16 protein-coding genes are annotated in these 22,287 nt (G+C 33.7%); 4 read left to right on the forward strand and 12 right to left on the reverse strand.

Annotation, left to right across the window (positions count from 1 at the left end; translation table 11 throughout):
• Positions 1–4: 4 nt before the first annotated feature.
• Together JE46_RS11425 and JE46_RS11430 are read right to left on the reverse strand one after the other, a co-directional pair.
• Positions 5–892 (reverse strand): 3-hydroxyacyl-CoA dehydrogenase family protein, encoded by an 888-nt coding sequence (locus tag JE46_RS11425; protein WP_031455415.1) that lies wholly within the window; start codon positions 890–892, stop codon positions 5–7.
• Between the two features lie 89 nt (positions 893–981).
• Positions 982–1,947, reverse strand: coding sequence for a Gfo/Idh/MocA family protein (locus JE46_RS11430; protein ID WP_031455416.1), 966 nt, complete (start codon positions 1,945–1,947; stop codon positions 982–984).
• A gap of 197 nt (positions 1,948–2,144) precedes the next feature.
• Here JE46_RS11430 and JE46_RS11435 point away from each other — a divergent pair, with 197 nt between their 5' ends.
• A complete protein-coding gene (locus JE46_RS11435; protein ID WP_031455417.1) occupies positions 2,145–2,786 on the forward strand; it encodes a protein-L-isoaspartate(D-aspartate) O-methyltransferase in 642 nt (213 codons plus the stop codon).
• 145 nt (positions 2,787–2,931) lie between these two features.
• Here the strand turns inward: JE46_RS11435 and JE46_RS11440 are convergent, their stop codons facing one another.
• Positions 2,932–3,936 (reverse strand): NADP-dependent oxidoreductase, encoded by a 1,005-nt coding sequence (locus JE46_RS11440; protein WP_031455418.1) that lies wholly within the window; start codon positions 3,934–3,936, stop codon positions 2,932–2,934.
• Positions 3,937–3,947: 11 nt separating this feature from the next.
• Positions 3,948–4,748, reverse strand: coding sequence for an SDR family oxidoreductase (locus JE46_RS11445; protein ID WP_031455419.1), 801 nt, complete (start codon positions 4,746–4,748; stop codon positions 3,948–3,950).
• A 99-nt stretch (positions 4,749–4,847) separates the two neighbouring features.
• Between JE46_RS11445 and JE46_RS11450 the strand changes: the two genes are divergently transcribed.
• Positions 4,848–5,282, forward strand: a complete 435-nt coding sequence (locus JE46_RS11450; protein WP_031455420.1) for a winged helix-turn-helix transcriptional regulator — start codon at positions 4,848–4,850, stop codon at positions 5,280–5,282.
• Positions 5,283–5,442: 160 nt separating this feature from the next.
• Here JE46_RS11450 and JE46_RS11455 read toward each other — a convergent pair whose 3' ends face one another.
• The 5 genes from JE46_RS11455 to JE46_RS11475 form a co-directional block, all read right to left on the reverse strand.
• Positions 5,443–6,675 (reverse strand): ATP-binding cassette domain-containing protein, encoded by a 1,233-nt coding sequence (locus JE46_RS11455; protein ID WP_031455421.1) that lies wholly within the window; start codon positions 6,673–6,675, stop codon positions 5,443–5,445.
• Positions 6,676–6,696: 21 nt separating this feature from the next.
• Positions 6,697–7,548 carry a sulfurtransferase gene (locus JE46_RS11460; RefSeq protein ID WP_031455422.1) on the reverse strand — a complete coding sequence of 284 codons (852 nt, stop codon included), beginning with the start codon at positions 7,546–7,548 and terminating at the stop codon, positions 6,697–6,699.
• A gap of 18 nt (positions 7,549–7,566) precedes the next feature.
• Entirely contained in the window at positions 7,567–7,956 is a 390-nt protein-coding gene (locus JE46_RS11465) for a DUF1398 domain-containing protein (RefSeq protein ID WP_031455423.1), read from the reverse strand.
• A gap of 23 nt (positions 7,957–7,979) precedes the next feature.
• On the reverse strand, positions 7,980–8,972 hold the full coding sequence (locus JE46_RS11470; RefSeq protein ID WP_031455424.1) for an alpha/beta fold hydrolase: 993 nt from the start codon (positions 8,970–8,972) through the stop codon (positions 7,980–7,982).
• A 134-nt stretch (positions 8,973–9,106) separates the two neighbouring features.
• On the reverse strand, positions 9,107–9,988 hold the full coding sequence (locus JE46_RS11475; RefSeq protein ID WP_236010721.1) for a mechanosensitive ion channel family protein: 882 nt from the start codon (positions 9,986–9,988) through the stop codon (positions 9,107–9,109).
• Between the two features lie 203 nt (positions 9,989–10,191).
• Here JE46_RS11475 and JE46_RS11480 point away from each other — a divergent pair, with 203 nt between their 5' ends.
• Entirely contained in the window at positions 10,192–13,173 is a 2,982-nt protein-coding gene (locus JE46_RS11480) for a LamG-like jellyroll fold domain-containing protein (protein WP_031455426.1), read from the forward strand.
• A 76-nt stretch (positions 13,174–13,249) separates the two neighbouring features.
• Here JE46_RS11480 and JE46_RS11485 read toward each other — a convergent pair whose 3' ends face one another.
• Positions 13,250–13,687: an acyl-CoA thioesterase gene (locus tag JE46_RS11485; protein ID WP_031455427.1), complete on the reverse strand. Its 438-nt coding sequence runs from the start codon at positions 13,685–13,687 to the stop codon at positions 13,250–13,252.
• 510 nt (positions 13,688–14,197) lie between these two features.
• Here JE46_RS11485 and dnaK point away from each other — a divergent pair.
• Positions 14,198–16,078, forward strand: a complete 1,881-nt coding sequence (dnaK, locus tag JE46_RS11490) for a molecular chaperone DnaK (RefSeq protein ID WP_031455428.1) — start codon at positions 14,198–14,200, stop codon at positions 16,076–16,078.
• Positions 16,079–17,399: 1,321 nt separating this feature from the next.
• On the opposite strand, the gene JE46_RS11495 is transcribed toward dnaK, so the two are convergent.
• Together JE46_RS11495 and JE46_RS11500 are read right to left on the reverse strand one after the other, a co-directional pair.
• A complete protein-coding gene (locus JE46_RS11495; protein WP_031455429.1) occupies positions 17,400–19,298 on the reverse strand; it encodes a hypothetical protein in 1,899 nt (632 codons plus the stop codon).
• Between the two features lie 175 nt (positions 19,299–19,473).
• On the reverse strand, positions 19,474–21,369 hold the full coding sequence (locus JE46_RS11500; RefSeq protein WP_031455430.1) for a hypothetical protein: 1,896 nt from the start codon (positions 21,367–21,369) through the stop codon (positions 19,474–19,476).
• Between the last annotated feature and the right edge of the window lie 918 nt (positions 21,370–22,287).

Genomic DNA, 22,287 nt, shown 5'->3' on the forward strand with positions numbered 1-22,287 from the left:
TTACTTACATAAACTGCTTGGAAATCTTCTCAGCCTTTTTACTTTCGCTGTAATCATAAAAACCTTCTCCGGATTTTACTCCCAGTTTCCCGGCTCTAACCATATTCACTAATAACGGGCAAGGAGCATATTTTGGGTTTTTGAAGCCGTCGTACATTACATTTAAAATGGCAAGACAAACGTCAAGACCAATGAAATCGGCTAATTGAAGTGGTCCCATTGGATGTCCCATTCCTAATTTCATTACCGTATCAATCTCATAAACGCCGGCTACTTTGTTATATAACGTTTCGATAGCTTCATTTAGCATAGGCATTAAAATTCTGTTGGCAACAAATCCCGGATAATCGTTTACTTCGACTGGAACTTTACCCAGTTTTTCAGATAAATTCATGATTATTTTGGTGACTTCATCGCTGGTATTGTATCCGCGAATAATTTCGACCAATTTCATAACCGGTACCGGATTCATAAAATGCATTCCGATAACACGCTCCGGATGTGCAACAACAGCACCAATTTGCGTAATTGAAATCGATGAAGTATTGGTTGCTAAAATCGTATTATGTGAACAATATTCGTTTAATTGTTTAAAGATATTGAGTTTTAATTCTACATTTTCTGTCGCTGCTTCGACTACCAGATCAACTCCTACAACACCGTCCTTGATATCAGTATACGTAATAATGTTCGTAATGGTTCTCGCAACATCTTCCTGAGTGATTGTTCCTTTAGACAGCATACGTTCGAGGTTTGCAGCTATAGTCGCCATTCCTTTGTCTAATGATTTCTCAGAAACATCAATCAGTTTTACAATAAAACCGCTTTGCGCAAAAGTATGTGCAATTCCGTTACCCATTGTTCCTGCACCAATTACAGCTATAGTTTTCATCTAATCTGGTATTTGAATTTTAAAAGTTAAGGTTTAAAGCGGCTTTGAAGCCTGCTTTAAACCTTAAAGATAATAAGTTTTATTTTTTATTATTTATCGAAACAATCAATAATCTGATAAGCGACTCTTAATGCATCTGTAGCTTGTTCTAATGTTACAACCGGAGTTGTATCAGTATTGATAGCATCGGCAAACGAATTTAATTCGTCTAAAATGGCGTTGTTTTGTTCTACGTCCGGATTTGTAAAATAAATTTGTTTTTTTACCCCTTCGGCATTTTGAAGAATCATATCAAAATCTCCCGGAACTTCCGGAGCATCTTTCATACGGACAACTTCACATTTTTTCTCCAGAAAATCAACTGAAATATAGGCATCTTTTTGAAAAAAACGTGTTTTACGCATGTTTTTCATCGAAATTCGGCTTGCAGTTAAATTGGCGACACAGCCATTTTCGAATTCAATTCGTGCATTGGCAATGTCCGGAGTTTCACTGATTACCGAAACACCACTGGCATTGATATTTTTAACTTTTGAATTAACTACACTCAAAATCGCATCAATATCATGTATCATTAAATCCAAAACTACAGGCACATCCGTACCACGAGGATTAAATTCGGCCAAACGATGCGTTTCAATGAACATCGGATTTTCGATCATGTTTTTGGTAGCGATAAACGCAGGGTTAAATCGCTCTACGTGACCAACCTGTCCTTTTACATTGTATTCTTTTGCCAAAGCGATAATTTCTTCGGCCTCATCAACAGTGTTGGCAATTGGTTTTTCTATGAAGATGTGTTTTCCTGATTTGATGGCTACTTTGGCGCATTTGTAGTGCGAAAGGGTTGGAGTTACAATATCGATTACATCCACGGCGTGGATTAATTTTGCAATTGTGTTGAAGTTTTTATAGCCAAATTCTTTTGAAATTCTTTCGGCATTTTCCTGATTTTCATCGTAAAATCCAACTAATTCGTATTTGTCAGATTGTTGTAATAAGCGTAAATGTATTTTACCTAAGTGACCCGCACCTAAAACTCCTACTTTTAACATGAGAATGTATTTTAAACAAAAATAGAATTTATTTGTCGAAAGTGAAAATGAATTTAGCTAATTGTGAATTGTGAATTGTAAATTATGAGTAACGGCTTCCAACTTTCGACCATCAACTTTATTAATTTAATAATTAAAAATCAATATTTGATTTCCTTTTTAGTTTCTTATTTTTGCAAAAATAAAACCTACCCATTTTGAAAGATACTGCCAAACATCAAGGACTTCGCAATCAATTAGTAAGCACTTTAGAACAAAAAGGTATTACTGACAGAGCGGTTTTAGATGCGATAAAAAAAATCCCGAGACACCTTTTTTTAAATTCGAGTTTTGAAGATTATGCTTATCAGGATAAGGCTTTTCCTATAGGAGCAGGGCAGACTATTTCGCAGCCCTACACGGTTGCTTTTCAATCGCAGCTGCTGGAAGTAAAAAAAGATCATAAAATTCTCGAAATTGGTACTGGCTCGGGCTATCAGACTGCTGTTTTGTTTATGCTGGGTGCAAAAGTGTACAGTGTTGAAAGACAGAAAGAGCTGTTTAAAAGCACCTCCAATTTATTTCCTAAATTAAATATCAGACCTAAACATCTTTCGTTTGGAGATGGTTATAAAGGCCTTCCGAATTATGCTCCGTTTGACAGCATTATTGTTACGGCAGGTGCTCCGTTTATTCCACAGCCGTTGATGGCGCAGTTGAAAATAGGAGGAAGACTGGTGATTCCGCTTGGCGAAGACGTTCAGATTATGACTTTATTAATTCGAAAGAACGAAACACAATTTGAAAAACATGAATTTGGAGAATTTAGATTTGTGCCTTTGTTAGAAGATAAAAATTAGAAATAAATGCCCCACAATAATTTAATATTTATGGGGCATTTTTATTTGGGATCAATAAGCAAAAATGTTTTAAGGTCTTAGAGAATTAGTTTTCACAATAGTTATAATAGAGTAACTGAAATTTACCGGGCTGTACATACAAAAATTACTTAATCTTAATTACGACTTTTCCTCTGGATCTCCCTGTTTCAACATAAGACAATGCTTCGTTAGTCTGTTCGAATGAAAAGACTTTATCAATAACAGGTTTTATAATCCCGGCTTCAATCAGTTTTGTTATTTCGCTTAACTGTCTGCCTTCTGCTCTCATAAACAGAAATACAAAATTGGTGTTTAATTTTTTTGCTTTTTTCTTTACTCCCAGACTAATCAGTTTCGTTACTAATTTTAAATACCAGGGCAAACTAATTGTTGTGGCAAATTCAGGCGTTGGTGGGCCTACTAATGAAACAAGCTGCCCTCCAGACTTTAAAATTCGTAATGATTTTTCTAAAATTTTTGAATCTCTGTTACTGTGCAAAACAAGATCATAATCTTTCAGTTTTGTTTCAAAATCTTCCGTTTTGTAATCAATAATAAGATCGGCACCAAGAGATTTTACTAATTCAATATTTTTTGCGCTTGTAGTTGTGGCAACAAAAGCCCCTAAATGCTTTGCTAACTGAATAGCAAATGCGCCAACACCACCCGAACCAGCCTGAATGAAAACTTTTTGCCCTTTTTGTATTTTTCCTATTTCAACAAGAGCCTGCCAGGCAGTTAAACCAACCAAAGGTATAGAACCTGCTTCCTCCATTGAAAGGTTTTTGGGTTTTAAGGCAACATCATTTTCATTAATAGAAATGTATTCAGCAAAAGTACCAACCCTATAATCTGACGGACGAGAATATATTTCGTCGCCAACCTTAAACTTACTGACTCTGGAACCTATTTTGGTTACAACACCTGCCACATCGTGACCATCGATGAAAGATGGCTTGTAGGGTAAAAACAGTTTAAAATCACCATTTCTAATAAGTGAATCTAATAAATTAACACCTGCAGAATGAACTTGTACCAATACATCATTTTCATTTACAATTGGTTCTGCCCAATCTGTCAAATGTAATTTTTCTTTTTTGCCGTATTTTTTTACTATGAATGCTTTCATTTTTTTTCTTTTTAGGCTTTGTTTAATTGTTTGAGAACATTTTTTTCTAAAACTCCATAAGCAAAATGTTGCAGGTTTATTAAGGCAGAAGTCCCTTTGCCTACAATATTTCTAAATTTTGGCTTATCTGTTTGAACTACTTTAAGCACTTTTTCTGCAACCATCGCAGGATCTTCGGCCTGATCTACCAAGTTTTCTGTGAATTTTTCAATCTTATTTCTTAACGTATTGTAATCTTCAATTTTATTTAATGTTGTTGTGGAATTATCTAAAATGCTTGTTTTAAAAGCAGCCGGTTCAATCATGGCAACACTAATATTAAACTCGTTCAATTCGTATCTTAATGATTTGAAATAACCTTCTAAAGCGTGTTTTGAAGCCGCATAGTAAGCTGCATTAGGAAATGATACAAGTCCTATAATGGAACCAACAGTAATTATTTTGCCAAATTTTTGTTTTCTAAAATGGGGTAATATGGCATTAGTGACTTTAATGGTTCCCCAAAAGTTAGTTTCCAATTGCTGCCTGCCCAACTCAACAGGCGTTTCTTCTGCAATACCTGACACTAAAAATCCGGCATTATTGATAAGAATATCCAATTGCCCTATTTTCTTAAAAATTCTTTCCGAAAAACTATTTATCGATTGTTCTGAATCAAGGTCTAATGCTATCATTTGAAAAGGAATCTTACCTATATACTTTTCAGGATTCCGACTTGTACCAATTACATTATAACCGTTTTTGTGTAACTCGTTTGCGATAAGTAAACCAAATCCAGAACTTGCACCCGTTACTAAAATATTTTTTTTCATTATTATTTGTTTTAATTTAATCCGTAAATTTGCTTGCTAAATGCAAGTGCAAATATATAAACAACTTTTAAAATGCAAGTTAAAATTTAAAAATAATTTATGGAATTGAATAAAAAAAGATCAGACTGCCCACTGAGCTGCTCTCTTGACGTGTTTGGAGACAAGTGGTCTTTGCTCATTATCAGAGATTTGATGTTTGGAAATAAATGTACTTATAATGATTTTTTAAAGTCAGATGAAGGTATAGCTACCAATATTTTAGCATCAAGACTGAAAGGGCTTGAAGAAAATGGTATTATTGAAAAGTCGGCTCACCCGGACAGTAAAGCAAAATTTTTGTACAAACTGACCCCAAAAGGAATTGACTTATTGCCCATAATTATGGAAGTCTATATTTGGTCGGATAAATATTATGAAATGCCAGCTGATCTAAAAGCAACAATTCAGGAAGCAAGGAAAGACAAAGAGAAATTTGTAAAACAGATTACAAAGGAATTGAAAATAAAAATAAAAGATAAAAAAAGCGACAGCTAAAGAAGTACCATCATAACTATTTAAGAATAAAACAACCTTTTTTAAAGCGATTTAAAAAAGGTTGTTTTTGTTTTTTCGAACTTCCAAAAGTAGCTAACAGGTTGTAAAAAAGTAAAGCTTTTTAATTATATAAAAGTTTGATATTCAATATTTTAAAATGCTACTTAATTCTTCCAACCGATCCCGTTTCTGAAGGAATAAGTTCAAAAACTGAAGTAGGAGCAAGACCTGATTCGATTCTGTGTGAAACGTACAAAATAGCTACATTGGTTTGCTGTTTGATAGTATTGATTAACTGAATCACCAAATCTACGTTTTCGTCGTCCAGACCTTCCACAGGTTCGTCCAGAATTAATAAAGGCGGATGTTTTAAAACAGCACGGACAATTAGTGCTACTCTTTGCTGTCCGATTGAAAGATCTATAAAACGTTTCTTTTTTAAATGACTCATTTCAATTACTTCCAGCCATTGTGCAACGATTTGTTTTTGTAAAGTTGTCGGTTCAATATACAATCCGATAGAATCGAAAAAACCGGATAGGATCATTTCTTCCAGGGTGTGACTTTTCTGAAACAGATCCATCATGGCGGTGGTATAAATACCGATTTGCTTTTTGATTTCCCAAACGCTTTCGCCGCTTCCTTTTTTTCTTCCAAATAAAAATAAATTCTGACCATATCCTTTCGGGTTATCACCTGTAATTAAGGATAAAATAGTGCTTTTTCCGGAACCGTTCGGGCCAATTAACTGCCAGAATTCGCCTTGTTTGATGGTCCATGAAATGTTGTCCAGAATTTTTCGGTCTTCATAACTTACTGAGACATGATCCATTTTTATTAATTCACTTTCGTGAAAAGTACCCGTTTCATGAGCCTTTGGAATTGCAGCTGTATTTAAGGTTTTAAAATGGTTTTCGGTTTTTGAAATAGGGTATAAAGTAAACGAATTGTCTTTGATCTGGACTTTATTCACCACAAAATCCATTAGATCAACCGTACGATTTACAAGCTGAATAATAGATATTGTATCAGTAAGTTTTTCTAAAGAAAGAGCCAAAGCCAGACGCGAAGTCTGATCTAAGTGATCGAAAGGGTTATCGAAAATGATAAAATCGGGATTTTGGCTGATACAGTATTTTAAGAACTCTTTTTTGCGTTCTCCGGAAGAAAATGTCCGCAATTGCCTGTGTGATTCAGGAGATGCTTCAACAGATTCGTATTGATATTCTCTTTCGATGAATTTTTCAATTGAAATATCTGAAAATAAAATTCCTTTTTGGTTGTTAAAAACGGCTAATTCTTCTTTAGCTTCGCCGGATAGGAGGGAGTCTATGAACTTTTTTTTATTTACCTGATTGGTTAAAAGAATGTCCCAATGTTGTTTTTGATGCATTATGTATTTCTTGAAAGGATATTATTTTTTAGTGTTGATTGGTAAATTATTTCGGGACCATTCGCTCCAGGAACCCACGTAAAGCTGTGGAATTGGAATTCCGGCATAATCCATTGCTAATAAAGTATGGCAGGCCGTAACTCCTGAACCGCAATAAACGATTACATTCTCCGGTTTTATGGTTCCTAAAATTTCAGTGTATTTTTTTGCCAGTTTTTCAGCAGAAAGATAAAAACCATTTTCATCTAAGTTTTCGCTAAATGGAACATTAACCGCACCCGGAATATGACCTGCAATCAAATCCAATGGTTCTGTAAGGCCTTCAAAACGTTTTTTGTCTCTTACATCAATAACGATATTTTCAGGATTGTTGCGGGCTTTATCTACCTCTTTGATGTTGCTTAAAGAGAGCTCCCAGTTTGTAACCGGATATTTTTCAGCTTTCTCAAAACTTTCTGTTTCTGAACTTACAGGAAAACCTGCTTGCATTGCAGCCAGTAAACCTCCGTTTAAAACCTGTACTTTTTCATGGCCAACAGCTTTTAGCATCCACCAAAATCTGGAAGCAGCGTTTGAACCATTTTTATCATCATAAATAATAACGTGACTTTGCGGTGTAATACCAAGTTTTGAAAGTACTTCTGCAAATTTATCCAATGAAGGTAAAGGATGTCTGCCACCATTTGCAGGATTGCAGTCGGCAGTAGCTAAATCTTTGTTTAAATCGACGTAACGGGCACCTTTTAGATGTTCGTTTTTATAATTTTCTTCAGCATTGAGTCCGGCTCTCGCATCAACCAAAATAATTCCAGATGATTTTTTTAGCAGAAGTAATGTTTCGGGACTGATTATGGGGAACCAATTTTGCGACATATGATTTCGTTCTAAAAATTAACCCGGAATTTTTTCAATTAAAATTTCGGCACCTGATTTGTCAAAATAAGTGCAGGTCATCTCGATAATATCAACACGCCATTTCGCGATTCCGCACTGTCCGGAGTGATTGCAAAATGTAATATAATCGGTCTGGCCATCCTGATGGGCTACCAGAAATTCTATAAAACGTTCTTTGTTGGCTGTATCTTCAACTTTTATTTCAGGGTATTTTTCTTCTGAAATCACAGAATAATTATTTACACCATAATATTCCACATGGCCGTCGTTTACAAAAGTATCATAACCTTTTACGCCCAAAATAATTAAATCCTGTATATAATTTGGAAAATCGGCACCGCTTTTTACTTTGGCATGCGCCTCTTTTATTTGTTCTATTGTAAACATAAAATTTGATTTAAGGTTTTACTTTATTGTTTCAAAAATACGATTAAAGGTTTTATAAATGCATCAAAAGATTCAATATGTGGCAAATGTCCGGTGTCTGCAATTTCTACAAGTTTAGAATTGAGAATTGCTTTTTGTGTTTTTTTGCCCAATTCGGCATAATTGCCCATTGTTTTCCTGACTTCTTCCGAAACAAGCGGTTTTCCTAAAGCGGTTTTATCCCTTGTTCCAATGATTAATAATGTTGGACTTTTGATGTTTTTAAATTCATATAAAACAGGCTGTGTGAAAATCATATCGTACATCAATGCCGAATTCCATGCTACAATATTATAGTTTGAAGCAGTTGTCCAGCCGGCACCTAACTCTGCCCATTTTTGGAAATCAGCATTCCATTTTCCGTCATAATAATTTGCCATTTGGTATTTTTTGATGGCTTCGTAATTTTGTTTTAATTCGCTTTCGTACCACCAATCGACAGGTTTGTACGGAACAACTAATTTCCAGTCTTCTAAACCAATCGGATTTTCCAAAACTAATTTTTCTGCAGTTTCAGGATACATCAGTGCAAACCTTGTAGCTAGCATTCCGCCCATTGAATGCCCTAAAACAGCTGTTTTTTCAATTCCTAAATGATCTAGCAGCTTTTTCGTATTCTCAGCAAACTGCTGAAATGTGTACTGAAAACTTTCCGGTTTTGATGATTTTCCAAAACCAATCTGATCGGGAACAATAACTCTGAAACCTTCTTTTGTAAGGGCTTTGATAGTGGTTTCCCAATAGGTTCCGTTGAAATTTTTTCCGTGCAGTAAAACAATATTTTTATGGTTGTAGTGGGAAGGGGTTATGTCCATATAAGCCATTTTTAAAAGCTGACGCTGATTGTTCAGTTCAAAAAACTTTACAGGAAAAGGATATTCGTAATTACTTAAATTAATATCGAGCTGTTTTATCTTTTCTTCCTGCGAAAAGCAAATAAGAGGGAGCAGCAATAATAAAAGTTTTATGGTTTTCATTTGAAAGCGAATTTATTTGAGAATTATAAATTTACCGCTATGCATTTGAAAGGCAAAAATTATAATCTTAAAATTATCAGAAAGTGGGAATAATATAAAATGAGCCTATTAGAGATACGATATTTAATGCTGCTTTAGGAATGAGGCTGACTTTGATCTGTTTTTATTGTTACGACTCTTTGTGGATAAGGAATGTTGATTTCTGCTTCATCAAAACGTTTTTTTATACTCTGCAGTAAATCACAATACATTACAAAACCATCAGTAGAATTTTTTGCCCAGCCCCATGCTTTCAGGGTTACGCTTGAATCAGCCAAAGCCACAACTCTTGCAATTACTAAAGGTTGTTTCTGCTTTTTATTCTCTGGAGTTCTGGTGTCAATAAAAAGAGGATGTTTGGCAATTTCATCTTTCATTATTTGTAATGCTTTGTCAATATCAGATTCATATCCAATCCCAATTTCGATTATTTTACAGCATTTGGTGTCGTGCATATTTGTATTTATGATAATCTGATTACTAATGACGGAATTCGGAATGATGATTCGATTGTTCTCTGCATCTTTCAGAACAACCTGCCTTAAATTGATATCTTCGACCGTACCGACAAATTTATCAATAGTTATTTTGTCATTAATTTTAAAAGGTTTAAAAATGACCAGAAAAATACCGCTTACAATATTACTTAAAGCCTGTTGAGAAGCAAGACCTGCTACTAAAGAAATAACGCCGGCACCTGCCAAAAAAGAATGTCCTATAATCTTAAATTCGGGAATTTGGATTAAAGCAAAAGCAAATCCTAAAATGTAAATCACCGTAATAATTAAATGTTTTAAAAACTTAAAACCCGTTGGATCGTATTCTTTATTGTTCAACTTTTGATGTAAAAAGTAGCGAAGTACTTTTTCTGTTATCGCACCTAAAATAATGGTTGTGATGGCTATTATAGCTATGAAGACAGCTATTCTGAAGTCTTTTGTGAAGTCGATCATACGATTTAATTCTGAATTAGACATTAAGACGCTAATTTACGAAGTTTTACAGCTATCAAAAATAGTTTCATAATATTAAAAGAATTATCTCATGGCTATCATGAGGCATTAAAAGGATGCAGGATGGGGCAGGACAGTATCTTATTGGCTTATAACTAAATTGGTTATAACTATTTAACCAATTTTAACCAATTATGACCAAGAAAATTACTTTAACATTTAAGCATATGCTTAAAGTTTTTATGATTTGCGGGTTAATCACTTTTTATGGTGATTTGAATGCCCAGACATTAGCATTTCCGGAAGCTACCGGTTTTGGACGATTTACCACAGGAGCCAGAGGGGCTGCAAATCCTCAGATTTATTTAGTAACCAATTTAAATGACAGCGGACCGGGATCATTTCGTGATGCCGTTAGTCAGGAAGGAAGATTTGTAATTTTTAAAGTAGGAGGTATTATTAACGTAGCCTCTTCGATTGCAATAGCAAAAAACACAACTATCGCCGGGCAGACTGCAACAGGAGAAGGAATTGTGCTGCTGGGAGCTAAGGTGTCATTTACCGGAGCTAGTAACACAATTGCCCGTTATGTTCGTATTCGTTTTGGAGCGACCACTCAAAATCAAGATGCATCGGGTATCTCAAATGGGGCAAATATAATTTTGGACCATATGAGTTTTACCTGGGGTACAGACGAAGTGTTTTCTGTTAACTGGGATAGCAAAGGTGTAAGCCCGGATAACATAACGATTCAAAATTCTATTATTGGACAGGGAATGCACCGTCACAATCATTCAGCGGGAGGATTGATGCAGCCTCCGGCTGGCGGTAAAATAAGTTTAATAGGTAATTTATATATATGTAACAAAACCCGTAACAATAAAGTAAAAGGGATTAATGAGTTTGTAAACAACGTTGTCTACAACTGGGGGAACTACGGAAATACTTATGGACATACTGAATCCGGTGATGCCTACATTATGGGTGGAGATTCTGCCGGAGGTTCAGATGTTAATATTATCAATAATTATTTTATAGGAGGACCAAATACAAGTACTACGGTTTCATCACCTTTTAACCGCGGCAATGATAATTTCTCTTTATATGGCTCTGGAAATTATTTTGACAACAATAAGGATGGGGTGCTAAATGGTACGTTAGTTCCTTACGACTTAACAGGATATCCTACGGGAGATGTAGCCACTCTTTTGTCAGCACCATATGATTACCCGATGAAAAACCCAACATTGTCTGCTGTGGATGCTTATAATAAAATTGTAGCGAGTGTTGGGGCTTCGTATCCAAGACGTGATCAGGTGGAAAATTTAATGATTTCAGACTTGATGTCTAAAGGCACAACCGCTACGTATGTGTATGTACAAAGCGATTTGACAAGTAAATTTGGTTTCATCAACGGTGGAGCAGGACATGTTTATGGCGCTCCGGCCTCTTTGGATACCGATAATGACGGAATGCCGGATGCATGGGAAGACGCTAATGGATTAGATAAAAATACTGCTGATGCTTTGGCAGTAAGTACAACAAATGCTCCTTATCTGAATATTGAAGTGTATATTAATGGACTGACTAATATAACCCCTGCAGACTTTGTTGTTCCACCGTCAAATGTGAATTTTACTAATGTGGTTTCTACTGAAGTTCCATCATCAAGTTCTTTAAAAATAAATTGGATTGATGCAGCTACTAATGAAGATAATTATATCGTGGAGCGTTCAGTGAATGGTACAGATTATAATGTTATCGCTACCCTTGGAGCAAACGTTACAAGTTATAATGACACTGGTTTGGATCCAAATACCCAATATTATTATCGCGTTAAAGCAAAAAATACTACAGAATCATCTGTATACGAAACAGGAACGGTAACGACACCTCCAATTCCTTCAGCACCAACAAAAGCCTCAGTGCCTAATCCAGGTACAGGACTTACTAATATTCAGTTATCAGGTGGTAATTTAACGTTGAAATGGAGCGGAAGTACGAACACAACAACTTATGCTGTTTATTTTGGTACAGATCCTTTAAACTTAACAAAACTGGGCGATGTAGCTTATGTTACTGCTCCAGTATATCAACTCACAGGATTAAGTCCGGCAATAACGTACTATTGGAGAATTGATGCTTCTAATGCTAAAGGAACAATAACTGGCGATGTGTGGAATTTCCGTGCCCTCACGCCAGAACTTGTTGGTCATTGGCCGTTTAAGGAAACTGCAGGAGAAGGTCAGCAAATTGCTGATATTACAAACTATGCAAATGATGGTCAGTTAGATGCAGCTTTTGATAATAGTACTGTTCGTGTAGCAGGAAAAGAGAACAAAGCGATAGATTTTGCAACATTATTGCCAAATAAACTTATGGTAAGTATCCCAAATCAGGATCAGATATTATTTGATAAAAATTCTTTTGCTATTTCATTTTGGATGAAGGCAGATCCTGCTCAAATGCCAACAGGATCGACATCAAGTTCGTATATTTTATGTAAAGGATCAATCACAAAAAAGCCTGCAACGGGTGCAACAGGAAAAAGATTTAATGTAGAAATCAAAAGTAACGAATTGCGATTTGCAATAGATTCTGATGATAAAACGAAAACAGAAATTAAATCAACCCTTCCAGCAACTAATTATTATAACAATAATTGGGTAAATGTGGTTGTCATGAGAGATCTTACTGCATCTAAATTAAGAATATATACTAATGGCGTTTTAACAGGTGAGGGGAATGATACAACAGGAACAACAGTTGGTATTGGTGAAGCAACTGATTTGGTAATAGGTAACATTGGAGCGCTTGAACTGTTTGCAAGTTCTACCCCACAACCTTACAAAGGATTGTTTGATGAACTTAAAATGTTTAATTATGCTTTAACTGCTGCGGAAGTTACAGCTTTATACAATCAGACATTTTTGAATACCAATAAATTCAATCAAAGCAAAAGCAATATTGTTGTATATCCTAATCCGGCAAAAGAGAAGATTTTTATCCATATTCCGGATAGTAATTTGTCTTTTGTAACTGCAACTTTAAGTGATGTGACCGGGAAAATCATTCTTAAAGAAAAGATTGCGTCAGACGGGAATGGAACTTTTATTTTGAATATATCCAATAAAAAAGTAGCAGGACTTTATATCCTAAACGTTTCAGGAGAAAATTTAAATGGCAATTACAAAATTGTAGCAGAATAAAAACAGAATATTTGTTATAAAATAAAACCGTTACATTAATTTGTAACGGTTTTATAATTTTAAGGAATCGGTTTATTTACAACCCGACAAAATCATCACTTTTTGGGAAAATACTCAATGCTTCGACAGCAATTTCAGGTGTTGGAGAAGCTAATTTTCTAAGTTTTGTATCCATCCAGGCACCATCAACAGTAATAGTAGCACAAAGTGTATCATCTTCTCTTCGGAATTCGTGGATGATAGACCAGCGTGAAGCATCAGCCTTCATTTTGGACGTTTTGGTATGGATGAAAATTTTATCCGAAAGTTTTAATTCTTTTCTAAAAACACATTCCTCTCTAAATAAAACAGGTCCAAAGTTTTGTTCCTGCATTACCCTTAGAGTCAAACCAAGTTCTGACAGGATTTCAATACGATGCTGTGCGCCAAAATCGTAATAAGCACTGTGACGAACGTGAAAATTGGGGTCGAGATCTGACCAGCGAAAAGATATTTCTTTTATAAATGAAGCCATTTTTAATTGTAATTTAAATAATTTGAAAAATCGAAATTACGAATAAAAGAAAAAAAGTTTGTCTTAAAAAGGCTAATTTTTGGAATTGTTTTTTTGAAGGATTGATTCTATATTAATTAAGGAGGTTAAAATAAACTCCAAGATTCTTAGCTTTATAGTTATCTGACCTGTTCGGGTTCGTTATATTTAGATCACCAAGTAATTCTAAACCTAAATTTTATTTTAATTGAAGTTCAGTGCACTTCGTTTGAAGTAGTATCCTTTATTGTGATGGCGGTTCATTATAAAAAATACAGAGTATAGCAGGAATCAGCTACTTGGCTCCTTAATATTGACATGAAATATAGACGTGTGCCATGATTGTCAGGTTTTGAAAATGCCATGTTGTCAGATTTTTTTTTGCGTGTCAATAGTAAACTGACAATTTACTTTCGTTTTTTATATTGGCACAAAGATTGACTTATGCCACCTGAGTTATTAAAATGTATATCAAAATTAAATATATAAAAAATGGGTAAAATAATCGGAATTGACTTAGGTACGACGAACTCTTGTGTTTCTGTAATGGAAGGTAACGAAGCAGTTGTTATTCCTAACGCAGAAGGAAAAAGAACTACACCATCTATCATCGCTTTTGTTGAAGGTGGAGAAATTAAAGTAGGTGATCCTGCAAAAAGACAAGCAGTAACGAATCCTACAAAAACGATTGCTTCTATTAAACGTTTTATGGGACACACTTTTGCTGAAACTCAAGATGAGGCAAAAAGAGTTCCTTACAGTGTTGTAAAAGGGGACAACAATACGCCACGTGTGGATATTGATGGTCGTTTATACACTGCTCAGGAGTTGTCTGCAATGACACTTCAAAAAATGAAAAAAACTGCTGAAGACTATTTAGGTCAAACTGTAACTGAAGCAGTTATTACTGTTCCTGCTTACTTTAATGATGCACAACGTCAGGCTACTAAAGAAGCTGGAGAAATTGCTGGTCTGAAAGTTATGCGTATCATCAACGAGCCAACTGCTGCTGCACTTGCTTACGGATTGGATAAAAAAGGAACTGATCAAAAAATTGCTGTTTACGATTTAGGTGGAGGTACTTTTGATATCTCTGTTCTTGAATTAGGAGACGGTGTATTTGAAGTATTATCTACAAATGGTGATACTCACTTAGGTGGTGATGATTTTGACCAGGTTATTATTGACTGGTTAGCTGACGAATTCAAATCTGAAGAAGGTATTGATTTACGTTTAGATCCAATGTCATTACAACGTTTAAAAGAAGCTGCTGAGAAAGCTAAGATTGAATTATCATCTTCTGCTGAAACAGAAATCAACTTACCTTACGTAACTGCTACTGCTTCTGGACCAAAACACTTAGTGAAAAAATTATCCAGAGCTAAATTTGAGCAATTATCTGATACTTTAGTAAAACGCTCTATGGAGCCAGTTGCTAAAGCATTAAAAGATGCAGGTTTATCTACATCTGATATTGACGAAGTAATCCTTGTAGGAGGTTCTACTCGTATGCCAAGAATCGCTGACGAAGTTGAAAAATTCTTCGGTAAAAAAGCTTCTAAAGGTGTTAACCCTGATGAGGTTGTTGCTATTGGAGCTGCTATTCAAGGTGGAGTTTTATCTGGAGATGTAAAAGATGTATTGTTACTTGACGTAACACCTCTTTCTTTAGGTATCGAAACTATGGGTGGTGTATTGACTAAATTAATCGAGTCTAACACAACGATCCCAACTAAAAAATCTCAAGTATTCTCTACTGCTGCTGATTCTCAACCATCTGTTGAAATCCACGTATTACAAGGAGAAAGAGCAATGGCTGCTGATAACAAAACTATCGGTCGTTTCCACTTAGATGGTATCCCGCCAGCACCAAGAGGAGTTCCTCAAATCGAAGTAACTTTCGATATCGATGCTAATGGTATCATCAAAGTTTCTGCAACTGACAAAGGAACAGGAAAATCTCACGATATCCGTATCGAAGCTTCTTCTGGATTAACAGCTGAAGAAATCGAAAAAATGAAAAAAGATGCTGAAGCTAACGCTGATGCAGATAGAATCGCTAAAGAAAGAGCTGAGAAATTGAACGAAGCTGATAGTACTATCTTCCAAACTGAATCTCAATTGAAAGAGTTAGGAGATAAATTAACAGACGATCAAAAAACAGCTATAGAATATGCTTTAACTGAATTGAGAATGGCTCACCAATCTCAGGATCTTGACGCAATCCAAAAAGGATTAGACAATGTAAATGCAGCTTGGAAAACAGCTACAGAAGCAATGTACGCTCAAGGTGGTGAAGGTCAGCAAGCAGCTCCACAACAAGAGCAGTCTGGAGACAATGTTGAAGACGTTGAATTCGAAGAAGTCAAATAAGTACTGATTAACATCAGTTAATAATAAGTGTTAAACCGCTGTAAACAAAATGTTTACAGCGGTTTTTCTTTTTTATGTATTTTTGTTTCTGCTGTTTTTTAATCGTTTTTTATCATATCACATATATGCAGTAAAAAAGCATACAAACAGAAGATAAAGCGGCTTAAAATTGAAGGCGAAGTCAAAGCTCTGATAGATAAAATACCTGAGAACAGGGCATTTATTTCTGTTCCTGAAGCTGGCATGCTTTTTGGCATTGCCAAAAAGACCCTTTACAGGCTTGTCGGCCAGGGAAAAATTCCTTCAGTCAATCTTGGAACCCGCGTATTTCCTGCGTTTTTATTTTTTTTCGACCTACTGTGCCCCGGTTTTGCCATAAAACTCAAATTACCAATTTTTTTAATTTTTTTTAGGTAATTTAACGGGTTAACTTGCTTGAAATGAGTGTTATAATTCTAAATGTGTTGAATTTCAAAAATACATAATAATTCTACATAATGAAAAAAAACATTTTGATCCTTTTTTAATAGAAATTTCAAAAAAACGATTTAAGTTTTTGTGGCAAAAAAGGTATCCACTCCATTTGTACTGTGCCACGATTCTGCCATATAACTTAGCCTGTTGAAATATATTTAAAAACCGTCTTAATTTTTTGTGGCAAAAAAGGTATCTATTCCAATCTCAGTTAATAATTTTAGCCTATAAAAATACCATGTATAATTTATTTTTTAGACACCTTGAAAATGGAAATCACTATATTTATATAAGAGGAAAAATCACATAGAAAGTTTAATCAGTTATATTTTATTCATTTTAGATAAATGATGAGTTTTACTACAGGGCTTCACAAAACATTTTCAAAAGAGTCGGTCAAAAGTTTCAAATCTTCAAGCAAAAGGTTGGAATTAACTCTTTACTAAGGTTATAGGATTCGAGCCAGTGTTAATTTCTTTATTTTTTTAGTTGTTTAGGTTTTTTAAAAATGTCTGTAAAGTATAAAAAATAGTGACTTTTGCTGTTTTTTTTATAAAATATGATCTTACTACAGCTACAACTTTGGAGCATAGCTTAATCCCGTCCTTTTTTTGACTTAAGTTTTGAAATTAGCCTTGCTCTGTAAATGTGTTAGATTGGAATTCCTGAATGTGATGAACGAGCAAATGTCTAACGAAAATTAATGCTTACGTTAGCAGGCATCTCCTTGGTGTACTATGTAGGTATAGCCTCAAAATATGTTATATTGCTTAGGCTCACTTCTGAAACGTAATACATTAACTCTCAGATTTTAATAACTACATGAAAGGTAAAGATCTTCTCTGTACTAATAATTATCAAATCCTAACCATCTTTGCTTGTGTTTTTTATCAATATAAAAAATATGTTCTTCTTTGCCAGTACTATAATTTTTTAACCATAAAAGGCTGTTTTTTGGTGTATTGTAATAGAGTGTAGTATCTTTTGCAGTCTGCTTGCCTAGCGTTTTCCAGCCTTTCTGCCAGTAAAATAATTCGTATTTCTCCCCAGTATTAATATGATTATTATCATTTCTTACCTGAAAAGCAATACTTCCTATTAACTGTGGCTTTAAAAAATGTAATCCCAGCGAGAAGTCTTTACCTCCAGAAAACGATAGAGGATCATTATCAAAAGCTCCGTTTTCCCATTTAAATTTCCTGTTATTTATTTTTACAACTTCTCCGTCTAAATTTTCTCCATCTACGTTGTAGAAGGCGAGCAGGCTAAGGTATGTTTCTTTTTTATTAGAATAAAAGCGAACATACTTAAATTTTTTAACCGATTTTACTTTTACAGTCTGAATATGGGTGCTATTAAAATTTGATATATTATAAAGCGTAATTGCGTTTTTAAAATCTTTAGTATCAGACCCTTGAAAAACTCCTTGATTGAGGTTTTTTATCCAATCAATTATTCTCCTGTTTTTTGGTGAGCTTAATCCGCATTTTCGCAATAGGATACTGGAATTATATGTTGATTTATCGGGTTTAAAAAAATGAATTTTTTTTGAGCTATCAATAAAGAAAGGATAGTTAATTGGAATTACAGTATTGTTTTCAAGACTAGCCGCCATATATAGAACATTGATGCCTACATCATTAAAAGTAAAGTTATTGTCGTGGTTCTGACCAAATGAAATTGCTTTCCATTGATCATTAACATCAAAAACGCATAAAACAGGCTTTGTGGATGATGTGGAAAAAAGTTTATCAATATTAATTTTTACAGTTGGTACATAGGTAGAGGTAACATCTTTTAAGTTGGGAGCATAGATATAATTCTGCTGTAAACTATATGTTTTTCTCATAACTTTAGGCAAGCTTTCGCCTATATATTCTTTCTTTAAGTCAATGTTTCCTACAACGTCTGTCGAATACTCTTCATTGCCATACTTCACATACAGCCAGGAATGTCCTAAAGCTGGATGATTACCCCAGTGAGGTGTCATATCACGTGCGCTTATAATGCCTAAGGACCTGAATACATTTACAAAATAATTCACACCGTCATCACATAAACCAAATCTTGATTTTTCAACTTCGTTTATACTTAGAGTTTGAGGGTAAAAGGTCCTTATTTCTATAATAATTTGAAAATCAAATTCACGTGTTATGGAGTCAACTACATATCGAAGCGATTTTCCCTCATTGAGAAGCTTGGGAACCCATGAATATTTTAAAGCCAGCTCTTTTCTTGAATTTTCGCTAATAGGCTCATCACTATTTTTGTAAGGAAGTATAAAGTTGCAGAAATCATCAAAAGAAGCTCTTTTTTGTTTTGGAATTTTATTCCATGCATTAAAAGCTAAATTGATATTATTTATCAAATATTTAGAGTTTATAGTATTAATGTCAGGGAGTAATTTCGCTTTGTTTGTATCTGTTTCTTTTGAGACTGAATCTAATATTTTCCTAAAAACTGCTTTGCGATAATCATTCATTGGATAATTGCTTATGCTGTCAAAAGCACTATTAAATCCATTTATTTTTTTTTCTGAATTGTGCCCGGGCATATTTTCAATCAGGAACTCTGCAGCTTTATATCTCAGGCTGTCAGAAGAATTTTTGCTGTACAAGTCTAAAACATTTTGTAATTCTTGTCTGTTGTCAGCTGCCATTTCTAAAGCTTGTGATAAAGGACTTGAATTCTTTGAACAAGACAGAAGCGTTAATAATAAAATAAATAAGTGAATTCTTTTTTTCATTTTAAATTTTTATAAAGTGTTTAAAAATATTTTAATTATTTACTAAAGCTTGGGCTTGGACAAACGTAATATTCATTGAAGCGATAGGTTATATGTTTTTAATTTTACTGGGATGTAATTATTTTTGTAATACAGTGTTTTGGCGGCTTTTTGTTTTACGAAAAATGGCGCTGGTTTAAAAATTATCAAATCCTAGCCATTGTTGATGTTTGTATTTATCAATTGTAAAAACATGCTCTTCTTTACCCTCAGTGTGATTCCTTAACCACAATAGTGAATTTTGAGGAATGGAGTAGTGCAGGACCGTATCTTTAGCTGTTCTTCTTCCTAGTGATATCCATTTTTTGTTCCAATAAAAAAGTTCATATTGATTTCCAATATTTATGTGGTTGTTATCATTTCGTACCTGAAATTCAATAGAATGGATTTCTGTAGATTTATTGAATTTGAGTCCTAGAGAAACTTCTTTTCCTCCCGAAAAAGATAAGGGATTGTCATCAAAAGCCCCTTTAGTCCATTTAACCACTGAATTGTTTTTTTCAATAACAGTTCCTTTTAAATACTCGCCTTGACTATTGTAAAACGATAATTTTGCTAAATAAGATTCTTTATCATTGGAGTAAAATCGAACATATTTGAACTTTCTTTTATTTATTATTTTGACTTTATTTATCTGGGTACTTTTAAAATTAGATATCGTATGTAGGGTTACCGCATCACTAAAATTAATATTGTTGGCTCCTTGAAAAACACAACCATTTAGATTGTTGATCCAGTCAATGTTACGGGTGCTTTTTGGGCTGCTAATTCCATATTTTCTCAGTAATTGTGAATTGACAATTGATTGAAAAGGTCTGAAGGAATGAATTTCTTTTTTTTTGTCTAAATAAAAAGGATAATTAACAGGAGTAATAACATTGTTGTTTGGTATACCAATCATGTAAAGAACATTAATTCCGACAGCATCGAATGTGTAATGTTGATTATTGTATCTGCCAGATGAAACTGCTTTCCAGGTATTATCTACATCGAAAACATATAAGAACGGCTTTGAATCTTGTGCTTTGAAAACATTGGGAATATTGAGATTTACAGTGGGAGCGTATTGAGTTGTCACATCTTGGGAAAATGGAGAAAAAGTATATTGATCCTGTCTGCTGTATCTTTCTCTAAATACTTTTGGAATACTCTCACCAATGTATTGATTTTTTAAATCTACACCACCCTGTACATCGGTAGAATATTCCTCTGAGCCATATTTTACGTAAATCCACGAATGCCCCAGGGAATAATGATTGCCCCAATGAGGGATCATTTCTTTTGCACAAATAATTCCTAAAGATCTAAATACATTCACTATATAATTGACCCCATCGTCGCATGTGCCTACTCTAGTATCTTCAACCTGGCTGATACTTAGTGGCTGCGGGTAGTAATTTTCCATGTTTGTGATACTGGAATGACTAAATTCAGCTGTTACAGAATCCACAATTTTTTTTAGTGAAATGTTGTTTTCAAGTTTTTTATAGACCCATGAGTATTTTTTGATCAGTTTTTCTCGTGTATTTTTTTCAATTGGTTCACTTCCGCTTTTGTATGGTAATACATATTCACAAAATTCTTCAAAAGAACCTCTTTTGTTTTTTGGCAGTTTATTCCATGACTCGAATGATAATTCTATGTTCTTTATGAGGTAATTAGAAGTAAGGAACTGCATATCTGCAATCAATTCAGCGTTTTTTAAAGTAACTTTTTGTGAAACTGAATCAAATATTTTTCTGAATACCTCTTTTCGCGTATCACTTATGGGATATTTACTCATGCTTTCAAAAGCATTTTCAAACCCAGCTAAAGATTTATAAGACTTACGATTTGGCATGTTTTCTATTAAAAAGACCGCAGCTCTGTACTTAAGACTATCAGAAGGTTTTTTCTTGTAAAACTCCAACACTTTTTCCATTTCATTTCTATTATCTCCAGCTTCACTTAATGCTTTAGTTAAACTGTCCGAATGATTTTTGCAAGATGCCACAATTAAAATCAAAATCAGTTGGTATAAAAATTTATTCATTTCATTTAAGTCAGGTTGTTATACAATGTGAGGCTGATTAATATAATTCATTAAAAATAAATTATAATATTGCAAGTATGGTAATTTAACAAGTAGCAATGTTGGCTGGATCTGATCATGTTTTATCAATTTAATTAAATGTTCTGTAGAAGTGTGCAACATTAAAATAACATTAGAATAAAATTAAATAAAACGCAATATTTTTAATTATTTAATAGTTATAATTAGATTAACACAATCTTATTTGTTTAAATTTATAAATAATTTAAATTATTTTTTAAATATATAATTTATTTGTAAATATATTTATATTTTTACAATCGATTACATTTTTTAATTTTTGAAGATAAGTAAAATAATGGCTATTAAAAATTATGAATTTAATATTTATGAATAATGTAATGTGATTACTTATCACTTACGTCTTAACAATAAATATTGAATTTTTTGTAAGATTTAACAAATACGCAACAAATTAAAATAACAAGGTTTTACATAAAAAAAGAAGATTTGGATTAGAGAAAATTAAAATAACATAATTAGCTTGGTAATGATTTTAAAAAATAAGGTTTTATTTCTTTCAAAGTTTTTGAGCATCACTGCAGTAATTATTCTTATCTTAATTCTTCCTCAAATTAATATGAAGGATTATGCGCAGTCAACAATAACTAGTAAGTTCATTATTTTTCAATATTTTATCATCTCGCTTATTATTTTATGTGTTGTTGAAATCCTGTACAGTAAAAAAAGAATCTTTTTGCTTTCTAAGATTGATCTTGTTTTAATAATACTTGCTGCTTACATTATCATTAATCGTTATTTTATTCAATCTCATTACGGATTTTCAATTCGATTTATGGAATTGTTAGGACTTAGTATTTTTTATATCATTCTAAGACTTAATTCATTCAAAATTTT

The organism is Flavobacterium chungangense LMG 26729, from assembly GCF_000735715.2.
GTDB lineage: Bacteria > Bacteroidota > Bacteroidia > Flavobacteriales > Flavobacteriaceae > Flavobacterium > Flavobacterium chungangense.

Excerpts from the sequence above, each read along its gene's own strand:
- JE46_RS11470 (WP_031455424.1), bottom strand. The coding sequence starts at position 8,972 with ATGAAAACCATAAAACTTTTATTATTGCTGCTCCCTCTTATTTGCTTT.
- JE46_RS11440 (WP_031455418.1), bottom strand. The coding sequence starts at position 3,936 with ATGAAAGCATTCATAGTAAAAAAATACGGCAAAAAAGAAAAATTACAT.
- JE46_RS11450 (WP_031455420.1), top strand. The coding sequence starts at position 4,848 with ATGGAATTGAATAAAAAAAGATCAGACTGCCCACTGAGCTGCTCTCTT.
- JE46_RS11430 (WP_031455416.1), bottom strand. The coding sequence starts at position 1,947 with ATGTTAAAAGTAGGAGTTTTAGGTGCGGGTCACTTAGGTAAAATACAT.
- JE46_RS11485 (WP_031455427.1), bottom strand. The coding sequence starts at position 13,687 with ATGGCTTCATTTATAAAAGAAATATCTTTTCGCTGGTCAGATCTCGAC.
- JE46_RS11500 (WP_031455430.1), bottom strand. The coding sequence starts at position 21,369 with ATGAATAAATTTTTATACCAACTGATTTTGATTTTAATTGTGGCATCT.
- JE46_RS11425 (WP_031455415.1), bottom strand. The coding sequence starts at position 892 with ATGAAAACTATAGCTGTAATTGGTGCAGGAACAATGGGTAACGGAATT.
- JE46_RS11475 (WP_236010721.1), bottom strand. The coding sequence starts at position 9,988 with ATGTCTAATTCAGAATTAAATCGTATGATCGACTTCACAAAAGACTTC.
- JE46_RS11460 (WP_031455422.1), bottom strand. The coding sequence starts at position 7,548 with ATGTCGCAAAATTGGTTCCCCATAATCAGTCCCGAAACATTACTTCTG.
- JE46_RS11480 (WP_031455426.1), top strand. The coding sequence starts at position 10,192 with ATGCTTAAAGTTTTTATGATTTGCGGGTTAATCACTTTTTATGGTGAT.
- JE46_RS11495 (WP_031455429.1), bottom strand. The coding sequence starts at position 19,298 with ATGAAAAAAAGAATTCACTTATTTATTTTATTATTAACGCTTCTGTCT.
- JE46_RS11465 (WP_031455423.1), bottom strand. The coding sequence starts at position 7,956 with ATGTTTACAATAGAACAAATAAAAGAGGCGCATGCCAAAGTAAAAAGC.
- dnaK (WP_031455428.1), top strand. The coding sequence starts at position 14,198 with ATGGGTAAAATAATCGGAATTGACTTAGGTACGACGAACTCTTGTGTT.
- JE46_RS11455 (WP_031455421.1), bottom strand. The coding sequence starts at position 6,675 with ATGCATCAAAAACAACATTGGGACATTCTTTTAACCAATCAGGTAAAT.
- JE46_RS11445 (WP_031455419.1), bottom strand. The coding sequence starts at position 4,748 with ATGAAAAAAAATATTTTAGTAACGGGTGCAAGTTCTGGATTTGGTTTA.